A 16,330-nucleotide genomic window follows, 5' to 3' on the forward strand; every position below is an offset into this window, starting at 1 on the left:
CAAGGGGACACGAAGAGAGGACCGGTGAAGCGAGAGCGATGAATCAGGAGCAGTCAAAGAAGGTGCGTGAACAGACCACTGGCGCCGCAATCGAAGGCGACCGTGTGTTGGGGTCAGGATTGCCGGAACCTGTCTTTGAGCAGGCCCCGTGCCGCGAGGCAGAACGGAGAGGCGTGGCGTTCACGCGGCAGGATGCCGGCGCTCTGCGTTACAGAGGAGAAGAACGCGCCACGGCTCTGAGCTTGGATTTGAAAGTGGAAGAGAAAACCGATCCCGAACCCACATCGGCCGGAGAGATCTTGCCGGTTCCTGAAACGCAGGCCTTGACTCATTTGCGCCCGGGCGACATGTGGCGCGGAATACCCACTCATTTCAATGACCGGCTATCGCGCGGCGTCAAGCGCCTTGTGAGCGCACCTGCGCGCGTGTCGCGGTTGGATTCTTATGCTGTGGCGAGGTTGAACTGACATGCTCCCGTCGGAACTGATGCAACAGATACGCCGGATACAAATCCGGACCAGCCGGATGGTGAATGACGTCGTGGCGGGCCAGTACGAGAGCGTGTTCAAGGGCCAGGGCATGGAATTCAAGGAAGTACGGGAATACGTGCCCGGCGACGACGTGCGTGCCATTGACTGGAACGTAACGGCGCGCACGGGCCATCCGCACGTGAAGGTGCTGGCGGAAGAGCGGGAAATGACCGTGATGCTGCTGGTCGACGCGAGCGGTTCGGGCCGGTTCGGCAGCAGGGGGAGGTTCAAGTACGAGGTGGCCGCGGAACTGTGCGCGGTGCTCGCATTCTCCGCGATTCACAACAACGACAAAGTCGGCTTGCTCGTGTTCACGGACAAAATTGAACTGTATGTGCCTCCCAAGAAAGGGCGTCAGCATGTGTTGCGGGTTATCCGCGAAGTGCTGTTCTTCAAGCCGAAAGGCCGCCGCACGGACATACCCGCGGCGCTGCATTACCTCAACAGCGTGGTCAAGCGGCGCGCCGTCGTTTTCCTGGTTTCGGATTTTCTCGCGGACGGCTACGAAACGCCGCTGCGCATCGCGAACAAGCGCCATGACGTGATTGCCGTGGCCGTGACCGATCCGCGGGAAGAAGAGTTGCCGGACGTGGGCCTGCTCTGCGTGCGCGACACGGAAACGGGCCGCGAAACCCTTGTGGATTCGAGTAATCCCGAGGTGCGCCGCCAGTACGCGCTGGCGGCGCGCAAGCGCGCGGAACAGCGGGACGCTATCTTCCGCCGCACCGCGGTGGACGCAATACGTGTGCGGGCCGACGAAGAGCGGTCCTATTTCAACGAACTGTATCGCTTCTTCCTGATGCGCGAACGGCGCCGGGCGACGGCGTGAGGATTCGGGCATGAGGCGCTGGATGTCATGGGTCTTTGTGATTGGCGGCGGCATGGCCGCGGCCGCGCCCGTGGATGTCGTAACGACGCTGGAGCCGCCCTGCGTGCCGTTTCATCGCACCGCCGTGCTCACGATTACCGTCGAAGCCCCCGGCGACGCCGAGGTGGCCATCCCGCCGCTGCCGAAGATGGACGGGGTGGAAGTGACGGCGCAGGGGCCGGAACGCGAGACGCTCGAAGCCGGGCGGCAGCGCGTCCGGCAACGCTACGTGGTGGACGCCGTGCGCGCGGGTTCCTATCTGGTGCCGTCCGTCGAGGTTGCGGCGGAGGAAGACCAGCACGCAGCCACGGCGCCCCTGATGCTCGAGGTGCGCGATCTCACGGATCAGGAGAAGGAGCAGGTTCAGCAATTCGGTCTTGGCGCGGCGCCCGGCGTGTTCTTGCCGCGTCCGCCTTTGGGCTGGCCCGCGCGCCTGTTTGCGGTGCTGGCGCTGCTGCTCGCGATAGCGGCCGTTGTCCTGGCCGTGCTGCGGTATCGCCGGAGGACAGGCGCGCCCGTTGCGCCGCCGTTGCCGCCATGGGAAGTGGCGCGGCAGCGGCTTCGCGCGCTGGCGATGCGGCAGTTGCCGGAAGCGGGCAAGCACGAGGCGTACTATGTCGACCTGACCGCCATTCTGCGTTATTACATTGAAGACCGTTTCCACTTGCGCGCGCCCGAACAGTCGACGCCGGAGTTTCTGGACAGCGCATCGGGCAGCGGCCTGTTTACGGAAGAGCAGCAGAACGCTCTGGCCCATTTCCTGCGCCATTGCGACCGCGTGAAGTTCGCCCTTTATAAGCCGTCTTATGAGGAAATGACGAACGGGTTCGCGCTTGTCACGCGGTTCGTCGATGACACGGTCATGCGCGCGCCGGAGGCGGACAAAAGGGTTGCCGCATGAACGCGCTGAATACATTCCATTTCAACGCGCTCAGCCATCCCTGGGCGCTATTGCTGCTGGCGGCGGTGGCTGTGGTGCTCGCGGTGGAATTGTTCGCGGGCGCGGCGGCAGCGCTGAATATCTCGACCGGCGAGATTCTCGCGCGTCTGCCGGGCGGGCGCCGTGCGGCCATTGCGCGGCGCGTTCCGGCGGTCCTCCGCGCCTTCGGTCTCTCGCTGCTGATCTTCGCGCTGGCGCGGCCCTTGAGCGGGCAGCGGCTGCGCAAGGACCGGGAGAATATCATCGATATCATTCTCTGCCTTGACGTCTCGGGCAGCATGACGCAGCAGGATCTCTATCTGGGCGGCCGCCCGCGCGACCGGCTCTATGTGGCGAAAGAGGTGGTTCGCGACTTCATCCAGAGCCGCAAGACGCTGGATACGGACCGCTTCGGCATGGACCGTATCGGCCTGATTTTCTACGCCGGGTTCGCGTGGACACAGTGCCCCTTGACGCTGGACTACGAAGTGCTCGAACATGAACTGAACCTGGCCCAAGTCGACGACCAGGACCCGCGCAAGAATGGCACCGCGATCGGATCGGCCATCGGGTTGGCCGTGCGGCGGCTCAGTCAGAGCGAAGCCAAATCCAAAGTCATCATTCTCCTGACCGATGGCCTCAATAACCGGGGCGAACTCGACCCGATCACGGCGGCGGACGTGGCGAAATCCTACGGTATTCGCGTGTATACGATAGGGGCCGGCTCCGCGGAGGAAGGCGTGACCCTTGGCCCGGGCGGTCTTCCCATGCTTGCGAATCCGATCGATGAAAAGGCGCTCGAACGCATTGCGCAGACGACGGGCGCGCGCTATTACCGCGCGACGAGCACCGAATTGCTGCGCGAGGCATACGCGGAGATCAGCGCACTCGAGACGACGGAAATCGAGATTGGCGACTACTACGAATACAAGGAGGCGTTTGTCCCCTACGCGGTGTTGGGCGGGCTCGCGCTGCTGGCGTCGATCGTAACGCGGCGGCGCTGGTTCGAGCCGATACCGTAAGAGGATGCTGGCGCGGCATGGGTAACCTGTTTTCTGAATCGCAATGGCACCTGTGGCTGCCGCTGGGCGCGGCGGTGCTTGTGTGCCTGGCTTGGCTGCTCCGCCGGTTGGAACGGCAACGCCGTGCGCGGCTCGAGCGAACCGTCGACGCGCGCTTGTTGCCCCGGCTGCTGCCCGGCTATGATGCACGGGTGCGGCGGCCGTTGTATTGGCTGACGATGGCGGGTTTTGCCGCGCTCGCGCTGGCGTTGGCCCAGCCGCGCTGGGGCCAGGCGTGGGTGGAAGTCGAAAAACACTCCCGGGACATCCTGATTCTCTTGGACACCTCCGAAAGCATGAACGCGGCCGACTTGCGCCCCAGCAGGCTTGCCCGCGCGCGCCAGAAAATTCAGTCGCTGATGGAGAAGTGCCCCGCGGACCGGTTCGGACTGGTCGCGTTTTCCGGGGGCGCGGCCCTCCAGTGCCCGCTGACCCTGGACCAAGGCTATTTCCGCAGCGTGCTGGACGCGGTGGACACAGACACACTGAGCGCGGAAGGCACCGACATTGCCGCGGCCCTGCGCGAGGCCGCCGCGGTCTTCCGCGAAGACGCGGCTGGCGCGGAAGACGCGGGCAAGGGCTCGCGCGCCATCCTGCTCATCAGTGACGGGGAACAGGTGACGGGCGACGCCGCGAAGGCCGTGGGAGAGGCGGCCGCCTACGCGGAAATCTTCGTGCTGGCCGTGGGCACGCCGGACGGGGCCGTGGTGCCGCCGCCCGTCATTCGCGGGCGCGAAATGGCTGCGCCCGAATTGACGCAACCGCATCAGTCACGCCTGGATGAAGAGGCGCTGCGCAACGTCGCGCGCGACCACAATGCCTTTGTGACGCTGACCGCGAGCAACGAGGACATCGATCGCCTCTATCAGGAACTGGAGCACCTGAGCGGCCGCGCCTATGCCAGCGCCATTCGCAACAGGCTCATCAACCGTTATCAATGGCCTTTGAGCGCAGCCATTCTTTGTTTCGCCGCGGAAGGGCTGTGGCTTGGCGCGATGCCGTATATCCGTGGTTGGCGCATGCGCCGGTATGGCGAGGACCCGGAGGGCGGCGCATATGCGTGAACCGCGTCGTTGCCTGCTCATCGCCGGCGCGTGTGCGGCGCTGCTCCTGGCGCGCACCGCGCCTTGCGAGAGCGTTCATGAAAACATAGCGGAAGCCAACCAACTCCTGGATGAAGGAAGGTATGAAGAGGCCGCGGCGCGCTATAAGGATGCCCAGAAGGACAATCCCGATTTGGAGTCCCTGCGCTATGCCGCGGCATATGCCGGCTTCAGGTTTGCGGAAAGTCTCGCCGGCCAAAATCCGGAGCAGGCTATTGCGAAGTATCAGGAGACCGCCAACGCCTTCAAGGAACTTGCCGGGGCGGGCGACGCCGCAATGCGCCGGGAAGCGGAATTGGGCGCGCTCAATTGTGACGCCCGCGCGGCGGAACTCGAAGCGAAGCCGCAGGAGTACCTGGACACGGAGGACAAGAGCGCAGTCCCCCTTGACGAATTCAAGAAGCGTGTGGACCGGCTGCGCCAGGCCTCGCGAGGCTATGAGCAGTTTCTCAGGCAATATCCGGCCTGTGCGCCCGCGCGGCAGAACCTTGAACGGCTCCGGTATTTCTGGAAGCGGATGCTGCAGGAACCGCCCGAGTCGCCGCCGCCCGTGCGCATCATGAGCACGCGCACGGACTATCCCGGCGCGCAGGCGCAGCCCCTGCCCGAGGAGGCCAGCGTCGTGCTTGTTCCCGGCGCCGCGCATGGAGCCCAACCATGAGTCCGTTGCTCTTGCTCATTTTGTTCTCAGGTTTGCTGGCGCAAGCTCCGGAGGGCGCGCCGCCGGCGGCCGAAGCCCCCGCGCCGCCGGCGGCCGATGCCCCCGCGCCGTCCGAGGCGGTTGCCGAAGAAGCGGAGCAAGGGCCGCCGCCGTTGATGATGCGCATGGCCGCGATACAGGCAGGTGTCGAGGGCCGTTCGGAGCCGTACCTGGATAAGGAACTCGAAAGCCTGAAGGGACTGTTGACCACGTTGCCCTATGATACGTTCAAGAAGGTGGCCGTGGCCGAGCAGGAATGCGCTCCCGGCCAAGAGACGACGTTGCCCATCGATGACCGTTTTGCCTGCGTAGTGCGGCCGGAATTGGCCGCGCCGCCGGAGGGCGCGCCTGCCGCCCCCGCGGCGGGCGGCGCGCTGACGCTGGACGCCGAGGTCGTCGACCAGTCGGGCGGCGGCAAGGTCGTCGCGCTCGCGGCGGTCGCGCAGATACCCATGAACCAGACCATTCTGTTTCGCGATATTCCGCGTGACTCGGGACAACTGCTCGTGTTGTTGACGCCGGCGATGAGTCAATCGCAGCAGCAGCAACAGGACGAACAGCAGCAGGAACAGCAGAGCGAACAGCAACAGCAGCAGGAACCACAGGACCAAGAGGACCAGCAAGACAAACAGGAACAGCAAGACAAACAGGAACAGCAAGACAAACAGGAACAGCAAGACAAACAGGAACAGCAAGAGCAGCAGCAGTCCCCCGAGCAGGAAGAAGCGTCGCTGGACGAAGACCCGCAACAAGACCAGCAGCCGAAGGAACACCAGAATATCGAGGCGCTGCTGGAAGCCCTGGAGCAGCAAGACAAGCGCGAGCAGAAGCTCCTGAAGGACGCGCCGGTCCGTCGTGAAATGCAGCGGGAGTGGTGGTAAGTGTCGCGGACGCTCCACATAGCGCTGACGCTGGCTTGCCTCGCGCTGGCCGCGCAGGCCCAGCCTTCCGTGCAGGTGTCGGTCGACAGCACGACCGTGTTCGTCGGCGAACCGTTTGCCGTGCGCGTGAGCGCGAGCGGCGCGCGGGTGGGCCGGCCGGTGATCCCGCATGTGGAGGAGCTGGTTTTCAACCGTACGCCCGCTGGAACAAGCCAGTCTATGCAGATTCAGTTTGTCAACGGCCGGGCCGCCACGAACGAGGTGCATGAATGGACGTATTACGCAACGCCGAAGCGGGAAGGGTCAATCACCCTGCCGCCCATCAGCGTGCGCATTGACGGAAAGGACTACTTCAGCGAAGAGCTGCAGTTGACGGCGGAGAAGTCGCCGCCGCCGCAGGCGGTGCCGCATGTGCCCGCGCCGCGTCGGCCGCATGCCGGAGGCGTCCCGGACGCTGCCCAGACAGAGAAAGAGGTTACATGGGATGACGTCATTCAGGTGGAATGCACGGTAGACAAACGTCGCGCCTACCAAGGCGAACCTCTCCAGTTGACGCTCAGCATCTGGCAGTTGCAGTACTGGGGGCTTTCGGTCCGGTACACCGGGCCGCGCAACCTCGAAATGCCGTCGACGGAAGGGTTCTATGCCCTGCAACCGGAGCAGGAAGAACGCAGGGCGTCGCGCAACGGGTTCGACTATGAGGTGCAGGAATTCACGCAACGCATTTACCCGATGCGTTCGGGCATGCTTGAAATCGGGCCTTGGACATGGGAGGGCATGGCCACCGCGATGACGCAGTTCGGGCCGAAGACGCACAGCTATCGCCTGTCCACGCAACCCATTACAATTGAAGTGCTTGCCCTGCCGGAGGCGCCTCCCGGATTCACGGGGGCGGTTGGGCGCTTTCGCGTGCAGGTCGAAATTCCCGTCAAGGAAATCGAACAGGGCGTGCCCGTGGACTTCATGGTGCGCGTCTCGGGCGAGGGCAATCCCGACGCGATCGGGTCCCCCGTCATGCCCGAGCTTTCCTGGGCCCATGTGCATGAACAGTTGTCGGAAGTGAACCCGGACGGCAAGGGAGGCCCGGCCTTCACGAAGTCGTTTCGCTACACCTTGACTCCGCTGGAAATCGGCGGGCAATCCCTTCCATCCATTTCCTTCTGTTATTTTGATCCCGCCGCGGAACGGTATCGAACCGAAGACTCCCGTCCCATAGCGGTGCGCGTCATCCCGCCGAGCGGAAACGCGAGCGTCGCGGCGGCGCCGACTCCCGTGGCGCAGACCCAAGCGGACATGAAAGAGGATATCTGGTCGATCAAGGCCGCCGGCGGTTCTTTGCGCAAGGGAAACGGCGGAGCGCTCGCGCCCGCGGTAGTGGCGCTCGCACCCCCGGTGCTCTGGAGCGGTTTTCTTCTGTTCATGCGGCAGCAGCGGCGTCTGCGCACCGACGCCGATTATGCGCGCAGGTATTACGCCCGGTCGCGTATCCGCAAACGGTTGCGGCAGATCGCGGGCGCCGCGGACCCTGTTCAAGAACTGTATCGCGCGCTGATCGAATATCTCGGAGACACCTGCGGCTTGAACAGCGCGGGTATGACTTCCGCCGATGTGCGCAAGCTGTTGGAAGAGCGCGGCGTGGCGAATGAATCCGGCGAAACGCTGGTAAAGATATTGCGGTCCTGCGAACGCGACCGGTATGCCGCGGCGAAACTCAGCAAAGATGAGCTGGACGCGCTGACACACGCTGCCGTCTCGTGCATGGATGTCCTTGAAGGGGCCTTGCGAAAGGGGGCCGCGCGATGAGCATGGCGCTTATGCTGACAGTGCTCCTGGGCGTGGATTCCTTCGCGCAGACCTTTGAGCAGGCCAATGATGCGTACGCGCGCGGCGCGTACGAGGAAGCGGCGCGCGGCTACGAAGCGCTGATCGCGGAATCCATCGAGGACCCGGCCGTGTTCTTCAACTTGGGCAATGCCTACTACAAACAAGGGCGGCTCGGCTGCGCCATCGCGAACTATGAGCGGGCCCTGCGCCTCGAGCCGGGCATGCCGGACGCGCGCGATAACCTTGGGCAGGCGGTCATGAAGACGCGGCGGAAGCTGGGTGCGCCGATGCCCGCGATGTGGGCGCGGAACTTGTTCTTCTGGCATTACGATATTCCGTACGACACCACACGCGTGCTCGCCGCCATTTCGTGGGTGTTGTTCTGGGCATTCCTCGGCGTGCGCCTGTGGCGCAAGATCCCCTATCTTCACGGGGCGATTATCGCGGCGGGCATACTCGCCGTCGCGTTTGGCGCCTCAACATTGGCCAAGGGGCGCCCCGCGCCGCGGGCCGCCGTAGCGGTTGACCAGGTTGCGATGCGCTATGGCCCCGGCGAACAAGAAGAAGTGGTGCTCTACGCTCCCGACGGGGACGGCCGCAAGATGCCAGGCGAATTGTTCGATGGCGACCGGGTTCTGGTAGAGGCGCGGCGCGATGGCTGGGTCCTGGTTGCCGCGGCGGATGGCGCCCGCGGCTGGATACCCGAGAATACGATTGTCTATTCAACGCCTCCCTACGGCGAGCCTCCGACGCAAGACAGCGCGCCGCCCGCGGAAGCAGCGGAGACCGCCTCGTGAGTATCCCGTTCGGACAGCTGGTCGCGATGACGCAGGACGGCGGAGTTGCGCTCGCGGGAATCACGCGCGACGATTGCCTCACTGCGGCGCGCTGCTTCGTGCAGGCCCGCTGGGCCGAAATCCAGGAACGGCACCGGCAGGGCGAGTCGGGCGGCAACGTGGTCCGGCTGCTGGCCGACGCCGCAGACGCGGTAGTGCGCGGCGCCATGGTTTTCGCGATTCGCTTCATCAGGGCAGACCGGTGTCTGCTGTCGCGCGTCGCCATTTGCGGGCTCGGAGGTTACGGGCGCGGCCAGCTGTGCCCGCATTCGGACCTGGACGTGGGCATCATCTATGAAGGCCGCCTCGCGCGGGATGTGCGCGAACTCAGCCGTTTCTTGACCACCTTCTTGTGGGATGCCGGGTTTCACGTGGGGAGCACGGTTCACAGCGTCGCCGAGGCAGTGGCGCTGGCCAAACAAGACCCCGAGGTGTTCACGACTTACAGCCAGGCGCGGCTGATCACCGGCGATAACACTGTTTTCGCGCGGCTCAAGCTGCGCATGACGGAAATCCCGGCGCGGCATCTGAACCAGACGCTGGCGCATATCCGGCGGCGCGAAGACCCCGCGCTGTTGGCGCCGGAACACCGAGACCTGTACAGCCCCGAGCCGAACGTGAAGGAAAACGTGGGCGGGCTGCGCGATTTTCACGCCGCCATGTGGATCATTCTGCTGAGCCGCGGCGTCACGTCTCTGGACGACCTCACAGGCCTCGGGCTCATCTCGCCGGAAGAACATCTGGACGTGCTGGAAGGCCTGGACTTCATGCTGCGCGTGCGCAATGAACTGCATTTCGGCGCGGGCAAGGCGCAGGACCAGCTTGCCTTCGAACAGCAGCGGGAGCTCGCGGAGCGGTTCGGATACCATTTCCATGGGCAGCAGGCCATCGACCGGTTCCTGCAGGACTATTACGCCGCGGCGCGCCGCCTGCGCCGGTTCCTCCAGACGGCGGCCCGTATCTGCGACCAGCAGATGGAACCGGAGTCCGTGCAGGCGCCGGACGCCGACTCGTCCGGGATTGTGGCGCGTGGGGGCTTGCTCCATGCCGGATTGAACGACGCCAATTGGTTCGCGGAGCACCCATCGCGGCTGATGCGGGTCTTCTGGGAATCGGCGCGCCGCGACGTGCCGCTGAGCCCGCAGACCGAACGACTGGTCGCCCGAAACCTCCACCTGGTCGGCGAGGCGATGCAATCGAATGACCTGGTCTGCCGCTTCTTTGTGGCTATCTGCAACCGGCCGCTCCGCGCCGGCCGCGTGTTGCGGCAGATGGCCAACTGCGGCTTGCTCGGCGCGTATTGGCCTGAATTCGCCGCCGTCCAAAACGTGGTGCGGTACGAGGACTTCCACCACTATCCCGTGGGCGAGCACACGCTGCGGGCGACCGAGGCCCTCGCCGAGATCCCGGAGATGGAAAGCGGCGTTGCGCGCATTCTCGAGCGCGCGCTGCACCATATTCGCGACCCGTACATCCTGGTCATGGCTATTCTGATGCACGATCTCGGCAAGGCATTGGGCGAGGAACATGTCGTCGAAGGCGTTCGTCTTACGCGGCACATCTGCGCGCGCATGGGGTTGCCGGAAGAGGCTGCGGAGCCGATTTCCTGGCTTGTCGAACATCATCTCGACATGACGCACATCAGCTTTTACCGCGACACGGACGACGTGGACATCATTCAGTCGTTTGCGCAGACCATGAAATCCGACGAGCGGCTATGCAAGCTGCTCCTCCTTTCCTATGCGGACCTGTTCGCCGTGGGGCCCGAAGTATGGACGGAGTGGAAAGGCGCCTTGCTGCTAAAGCTGTTCTTGAAGACGGAGCGGGTGCTGCTCGGGCGCGCTGAGGTCATCGAAGAAGAATTCTGGATGCTGCCCAAGGCGGACGCCGTGCGGCAGGAGGTGTCCCCGGACCTGCGCGACCAGGTCGAAGGGCACCTGCGCGCATTGGGTGAGCGTTATTTCATAGGTTTTTCGCCGCGGCACATCGCGCGGCACATGGCGTGCCTGGCGGATGGCCGCGAAACGGGGCTGGCCGTCCATTTCAGCACGTTTGAAGAGACGAACATGACGGAAGTGGTCGTGTGCACCCGCGACCGGCACGGCCTGTTCTCGCAGATTACGGGCAGTTTCACCTCGCAATTGGTGGACGTTTGGGCCGCCGCCCTGTTCACGCTGCCGGATGGCTATGTGGTGGACTGCTTCACCGTCTTCGACGCGTCGCGGCGGAAACCGCTCACCGGCGCGCAGTGCGAGGGGGTGCGGCGCGTGCTGCACGCGGTGTTGATGAAAGGCGAGGATATAGAAAGGCACGTTGAAGCGTCGCGGCGGCGCCTGTTCGCCCTGCTCCAGCCCCGCGCGCCGTTGCGCACCGTCATCGGCTTTGATAACCGGGCCTCCCGAACCGACACGGTTATCGATATCGAAACGGGAGACCGGACCGGTCTCCTGTATGACATTACCCGCGCGCTTTCCGAGGTGGGGATGGATATTCAATCCGCTCGTATCGTCACGGACGCACGGCGTGTCCGCGACGCGTTTTATGTCCGGTTGAACAACAGAAAGCTGGAGGATTCCGCCGCACAGTTGGTGGTGCAGGAGGCATTGACCTCGGCCATCGAACGGCGATCCCCGGCTGAACGCAAAGGAGGTACCTTATGAGAACCCTTGGGCGCATAACCGTAATGACTGTGATGATTGCGGCCGGTCTGGCGGGCGCCGCCGCCGCCCGCGGCGAGATGCTGAAGGAACTTGAAGACTCGTTCATCCACCTGCACGAGGCCTTGCGGCCCTGTGTCGTGAATATCGACACGGAGGGCTCGCTCAGCCAGTTCCCAGAAGGGGACGGCGTGCCGGAAGGGATGGAGGACCTGTTCCGGTTTTTCGGGCCGTTTGACCGGCGGTTCAATCCGCGGCAGCAAATGCCGCGGACGCGGGGCACCGGCTCGGGCTTCATCTACGACAAGGAAGGGCACATCGTGACGAATAACCATGTCGTGGAGGGCGCGGACGAGATTACCGTGCGGCTCAGTGACGGGAAAGAGTACGAAGCGGAAATTGTCGGGCGCGACCCCGACACCGACCTTGCCGTCATCAAGATCAACGCGGAAGGGGACTTGCCCGTGGCGCAGCTCGGCGTGTCGTCCGACTTGAAGGTGGGCCAGTTCGCCATCGCGGTGGGCAGCCCTCGCGGCTTCGAGGGCTCTTTCTCCTTCGGCCACATCAGCGCGCTGGGCCGGGAGAACCTTGCCGGCCTTGCCGCGCAAGGGCTGCGGTTCCAGAACCTGATCCAGACCGATGCGGCCATCAACCTTGGCAACAGCGGCGGCCCGCTGGTCAATATCGACGGCCAGGTCATCGGGATCAACATCGCCATTGTCTGGGGCGCGAACAATCTCGGCTTCGCCATCCCTATTGACACGGCGAAAGAGATCGTGCCTCAGTTGATCTCGGGCGGCAAGGTGACGCGCGGATATCTCGGCGTGCAGATCATGGACGCCAGCGAGTTCGCCGACAGCCTCGGCCTTCCTGACGGGAAAGGCGCGTTCGTGAAACAGGTTCAGGACGGCACGCCGGCCGAACGGGCCGGCTTGCAGACGTACGACGTAATCCGCAAGGTCAACGACGAGGACATAGAGGACGCGAATGACTTGGTGAAAACCATCTCGGGCTTTACCCCCGGCGCCACTGTCACTCTGGAAGTCTGGCGGGACGAAGAGATTGTGCAGGTGCAGGTAAATCTCGATGAATGGAACCCGCAGGAAGCGGCACCCGTACGCGGCCGAGAGACGCTTGGGCTGCGGGTCCAGCCTCTGGTTCCCGAATTGGCCGAACGGTTGGGACTCGAGGAAGGCGTGCAAGGCGTGGTCGTGTCCGAGGTGCTGCCCGGCAGCGCCGCGGAAGACGCGGGTCTCATGGAAGGCGACGTGATCATCGAGGTCGGACGCAAGCCCGTGAGCAGCCCGAGCGAATTTCACGACCTGCTGGAAAACATCGCGAAACCCGGGAAATCGGTGATGGTCCGGTTCATACGTGCCGGAGGAGAGCCGGATATCACCATTATCAAGGTGCCAAAGTCGGCGGAGTAACGCATGTATGCGAAGCGGCGGCGGGGCGGAACCGGCGCGTCATGCGCGGTGCGCCCCGCCGCACTTTTCCCCGGCCCGGGGGGCTTGCGCGGGCGCGGCATGCCGGTCCATCATGGTGCGGAGCGAGGGATGCCGCATTGGCGACGAAATACGTTTACAGGGCGCGCACGGAAACCGCGCGCGAGACGCGCAGGGGCGTCTTCGAACGTCTTCGTGTGCCGGCCGCGCCGTCACGCGCACGCTTCTCGTTGCTCTCGATCGGCATTCTCGCCTTTGCGATTTTCGTGCTTCTCTATGCGCGTGACCTGCCCGCGTTCCGGTTCCTGGGCCAACCGGTGCTCCACGGCGAAGGCGTCATCATCGAGAAGCTCTCAGGCCCCGGCGGCGGAAGGGAGGAGGCGCCGCTGCTGCGCTTCGCAATCACGACTCCTGAGGGCGCGCGCATCGAGGCGGAACGCCCAGTGCCGCCCGAACTCTGGGAACGCCTGAACGCCGGAGACAGGGTCGGGCTCTTGTTTCAGGTCAGCCGGGACGGCGGGTCGGCGCGTGTCCGTCAAGTGGGACAAGTTGCGTTGCCCAAGCCGATACAGTAGACTCGATCGCGGAAGAAGAACACAGGGCGGAATTCCGCTTTGGAATCACCGGAAAATGGCGTTGAGCGGCGAAGAATTGCAGAACCTGTTCTACCGCACTGTAGTAGTGCGCAGACCTACCTATGGCATCATAAGCGGGTACCACGAATTGCCGTACATTTGCCTGGGCGTTTCGGCGCAGGAGGGATTCGCCACGACGCGCGTGCGCGGCAGAATCCACGTTTCGCCCCGGTTTGTGATCCGGCCCGCGCAATTCCTGCCGCAATACCAGGAGATCTTCGGCGAGGACAACGTGGACGACGGGTTGCAGGGCCGGGTCTTCGGCTTTTTGGGTTTCCGGCGCCATCCCGTCGAGTGCAAGTCCGAGTACCTCGAAGTGCAGCATCTTCGCGAACCGGTGGAACACGCGCTTTCATCCAGCATGGACGAACTCGACCGGATGGAAGACATCCGGACGGGCGTCATCATCACGCCGGACAGCCGCTATTATCCCGTTTCGGTGGAGCGGTTCATTTCGACTATTGTGGAAGATGAATTCAGGGTCTAGGAGCAACGCGCCATGAAAAGCGCCTACGAATTGGCCATGGAACGGCTGCAACGGGAAAGCGGCCCCATGCGCTCGCTTACGGACGCGCAGCGGGCAGCCATCAACGAGATCGACAAGCGCTACGAGGCCAGGATTGCCGAACTCCGCCTTCAATACGACCAGCAATTCAGTGAGGCGAAGACCGCGGAGGAGTTGGCCCAAATGCAGGCCGGGATGGCCGCCGCGCTCGCCGCGCTGGAAGAAAAGCGCGATAGTGAGAAGGACGCCATCTGGGAACAGGCGTGACAAACGCGTCGGCGCGCACCCGGGGCGGCAGGCTTCGTCTCGCGGCGCCGTGGCTGCTGCTGGCCGCGGTTCCGGTCGTGGTGACCGTTCTGGCCGCGGCGGATCGCCAGTGGAAGACCGCTCTTCACGCGGGATTTCTTCCCGCGGACGCCCAACTTGTTGTTCAAGCGGCGGATTTCCCGGTCTTTCTCGATGCCTTGCAGCGCACACGGGCCGGTGAGGCCGTCCTTTCGGAGCTGCCGGAACTCACGCAGAGACTCGCGCTCGCCATACGCCTGGAAACGGGCATCCGCCCGACGCCGCTGCGATGGCGTGTCTGGTTCGGACCGCGGCTGCTGGCCGGGGCGCGCGGCGGCACATGGGGCCTCTGCGTCAAGCCGGGCCTGCTCGCGCGCGGCGCGCACGCCTTGAACCGGGTCTTCGGCGCGGGCCGTGGCGGAGGGGGCATCTGGCGCTATGGCCGTTTCCATTACGCGTGGCGCGACGGCTACCTCATCGTCTCGCCCGACTGCGGCTACGTGAGCGCCGCGCTGGCCGCGCCCGCCGCCGCATCGGAAGACCTCGCCGGGGACCAGGTTTCCCTTGCGTGGACAGGAACGCCCGCGGGACGGCTCGAAGTCCGCGCTTCGGCGGGGCTGCCGGTTTCGGGTGCGCTGGAGTGCCGCGTCACCGAGCGCCGTGCTCCGCTGGTCCTCGCGGACGCCTGGCCGGACGCGCCCCTCGTCTCGTTCACGGCGTCGCGGGTCGAAGACGCTGCCGCGCTGGGCGCGTTGCTGCGGCCGATTGGGGCGCGCCTCGTTGGCGAACTGCGCGCTTGCGGACTTGCGCAAGTGCCGCAATGCGTCTCGTATGCTTGCGGCGCCTGGTTTGACCACGGCGTCGCGCCGGACTGGCAACAGGTGGTTGAAGAATGCTCAGTGGCGCTGACGGACGTGGCGTTCGGCGGCGGCATCGTGCCCATGCCGGGGCTGGCCCTTGTGCTGCGCAGTTCGCGCGCGGAGTCGGCCCCCCATCCGCTGCAGCCGCTTGTTGATGGCGATGCGTTTCCCTTCGAGTGGAACGGCGTGCCCGGCCTTGTATTCCCCGTGCTGGGCGAGTACTGGACCCTCTGTCTGGCGTCAGGCGAAAACGCCTGGTACGCCGCCGCGCAGGAACCGGCGATGTCACGCATCGCGAACCGGCTTGACACAAGTTCCATGGTGCACGCCGATATCGCGCTGCGCGTGGACTGGCGCCGCTGGAGCCGCGTGGCCGAGGAGTTCTTGCGCCGGGCTGCCCAGTTCGAGCTGGTCCCCGAGGTGGACGCGCGGGACGCCGAGCAGCTGTTGCTCCCTTATGCGCGCGTGCTGGCGCAATTCGGCACACTGCGCCTCGACGGCCGCATGGAACGCGACATTCTGCGGATCGAGGGATGCCTTGCCCAAACGGAGGCGCCGGGACGGCCATGAACCTTTCGCGAGCGATTCTCATGGTTCTGGCGCCGGTCACGGCCTGCGCTGCGGCGATGCCGCTGGAAGAATGTCTTGGTTCCGCGGGCCTCGCGCACGCGTCGGGTAACGGGGCACTGACGGTGGGCGCAAATCTGGGGGGACGCGTCGTCTCGTGTTGCTGGCCGAGTCCCGGCGCCCATGACCAGATTACGTACGTCGCCGAGCCCGGAGAGAGGCGAGACGCGCCGCCCTGGCACGGCCTTCGGTGGGGCGTGTCGTTCGGCGGCGAGTACCTGTGGTTCGGTGCGCCCGGCGACTCTCTCGAGCAGCGGTACGCGGCGCCCGGCGCGCCCATCATCGTCACCGAAGGGCGTATGCCCGGGGATGGCGGTCAGGCGCGCCAGGTGCTGTTTGTGCATGCGGAACTGGACGTGCTGGTGGCGCGGCTCGAGGTTACAGGGCCGGATTCGCCGCCTGCATTCTGTTTCTTCGCGAATTTCACGCCCTGTACCCGGGCCGTTCCTGAATTGCCGCTGGGCGATTGGGCATTCGACGCCTTGAACGATTTCGCGGCCTATGCAGACCCTGGTTCCGGCGTGGTGACGCACTTCCGGCCCGCCGCGCCGGGCATGCGCGACTGGGAAAAAGCGCGGGCGCTGGCCGCGC

General features: G+C 64.8%; 16 protein-coding genes. All 16 read left to right on the forward strand.

The features are described 5' to 3' along the window. Positions 1 to 38 precede the first annotated feature (38 nt). Positions 39 to 467, forward strand: a complete 429-nt coding sequence (locus KA184_06485; GenBank protein MBP8129213.1) for a GxxExxY protein — start codon at positions 39 to 41, stop codon at positions 465 to 467. Position 468: 1 nt separating this feature from the next. Next, entirely contained in the window at positions 469 to 1,359 is an 891-nt protein-coding gene (locus KA184_06490) for a DUF58 domain-containing protein (GenBank protein MBP8129214.1), read from the forward strand. 10 nt (positions 1,360 to 1,369) lie between these two features. After that, the gene (locus KA184_06495) at positions 1,370 to 2,299 is read left to right on the forward strand and encodes a hypothetical protein (GenBank protein MBP8129215.1); all 930 of its coding nucleotides are present in this window, start codon (positions 1,370 to 1,372) and stop codon (positions 2,297 to 2,299) included. Beyond that, a complete protein-coding gene (locus KA184_06500; GenBank protein MBP8129216.1) occupies positions 2,296 to 3,339 on the forward strand; it encodes a VWA domain-containing protein in 1,044 nt (347 codons plus the stop codon). Before KA184_06495 ends, KA184_06500 begins: the two co-directional genes overlap by 4 nt. A 17-nt stretch (positions 3,340 to 3,356) precedes the next feature. Beyond that, entirely contained in the window at positions 3,357 to 4,442 is a 1,086-nt protein-coding gene (locus tag KA184_06505) for a VWA domain-containing protein (GenBank protein MBP8129217.1), read from the forward strand. Continuing rightward, entirely contained in the window at positions 4,435 to 5,142 is a 708-nt protein-coding gene (locus KA184_06510; GenBank protein MBP8129218.1) for a hypothetical protein, read from the forward strand. The genes KA184_06505 and KA184_06510 overlap by 8 nt, the downstream gene beginning before the upstream one ends. Beyond that, positions 5,139 to 6,062, forward strand: coding sequence for a hypothetical protein (locus KA184_06515; GenBank protein ID MBP8129219.1), 924 nt, complete (start codon positions 5,139 to 5,141; stop codon positions 6,060 to 6,062). The genes KA184_06510 and KA184_06515 overlap by 4 nt, the downstream gene beginning before the upstream one ends. Then, positions 6,063 to 7,865: a BatD family protein gene (locus KA184_06520; GenBank protein MBP8129220.1), complete on the forward strand. Its 1,803-nt coding sequence runs from the start codon at positions 6,063 to 6,065 to the stop codon at positions 7,863 to 7,865. Next, a complete protein-coding gene (locus tag KA184_06525) occupies positions 7,862 to 8,683 on the forward strand; it encodes a tetratricopeptide repeat protein (GenBank protein ID MBP8129221.1) in 822 nt (273 codons plus the stop codon). The genes KA184_06520 and KA184_06525 overlap by 4 nt, the downstream gene beginning before the upstream one ends. Continuing rightward, positions 8,680 to 11,382: a [protein-PII] uridylyltransferase gene (glnD, locus tag KA184_06530; GenBank protein MBP8129222.1), complete on the forward strand. Its 2,703-nt coding sequence runs from the start codon at positions 8,680 to 8,682 to the stop codon at positions 11,380 to 11,382. Before KA184_06525 ends, glnD begins: the two co-directional genes overlap by 4 nt. Beyond that, a complete protein-coding gene (locus KA184_06535; protein ID MBP8129223.1) occupies positions 11,379 to 12,809 on the forward strand; it encodes a trypsin-like peptidase domain-containing protein in 1,431 nt (476 codons plus the stop codon). Before glnD ends, KA184_06535 begins: the two co-directional genes overlap by 4 nt. A gap of 137 nt (positions 12,810 to 12,946) precedes the next feature. Next, positions 12,947 to 13,402 (forward strand): hypothetical protein, encoded by a 456-nt coding sequence (locus tag KA184_06540; GenBank protein ID MBP8129224.1) that lies wholly within the window; start codon positions 12,947 to 12,949, stop codon positions 13,400 to 13,402. Between the two features lie 55 nt (positions 13,403 to 13,457). Then, positions 13,458 to 13,949 carry a hypothetical protein gene (locus KA184_06545; GenBank protein ID MBP8129225.1) on the forward strand — a complete coding sequence of 164 codons (492 nt, stop codon included), beginning with the start codon at positions 13,458 to 13,460 and terminating at the stop codon, positions 13,947 to 13,949. A 12-nt stretch (positions 13,950 to 13,961) separates the two neighbouring features. After that, positions 13,962 to 14,234, forward strand: a complete 273-nt coding sequence (locus KA184_06550; GenBank protein MBP8129226.1) for a hypothetical protein — start codon at positions 13,962 to 13,964, stop codon at positions 14,232 to 14,234. Next, positions 14,231 to 15,682: a hypothetical protein gene (locus KA184_06555; protein MBP8129227.1), complete on the forward strand. Its 1,452-nt coding sequence runs from the start codon at positions 14,231 to 14,233 to the stop codon at positions 15,680 to 15,682. The genes KA184_06550 and KA184_06555 overlap by 4 nt, the downstream gene beginning before the upstream one ends. After that, positions 15,679 to 16,330 (forward strand): hypothetical protein (locus KA184_06560; protein MBP8129228.1); only part of this gene is annotated, 652 nt, incomplete at its 3' end. The genes KA184_06555 and KA184_06560, both read left to right, overlap by 4 nt.

The sequence above is a fragment of the Candidatus Hydrogenedentota bacterium genome (assembly GCA_018005585.1).
Lineage (GTDB): Bacteria > Hydrogenedentota > Hydrogenedentia > Hydrogenedentales > JAGMZX01 > JAGMZX01.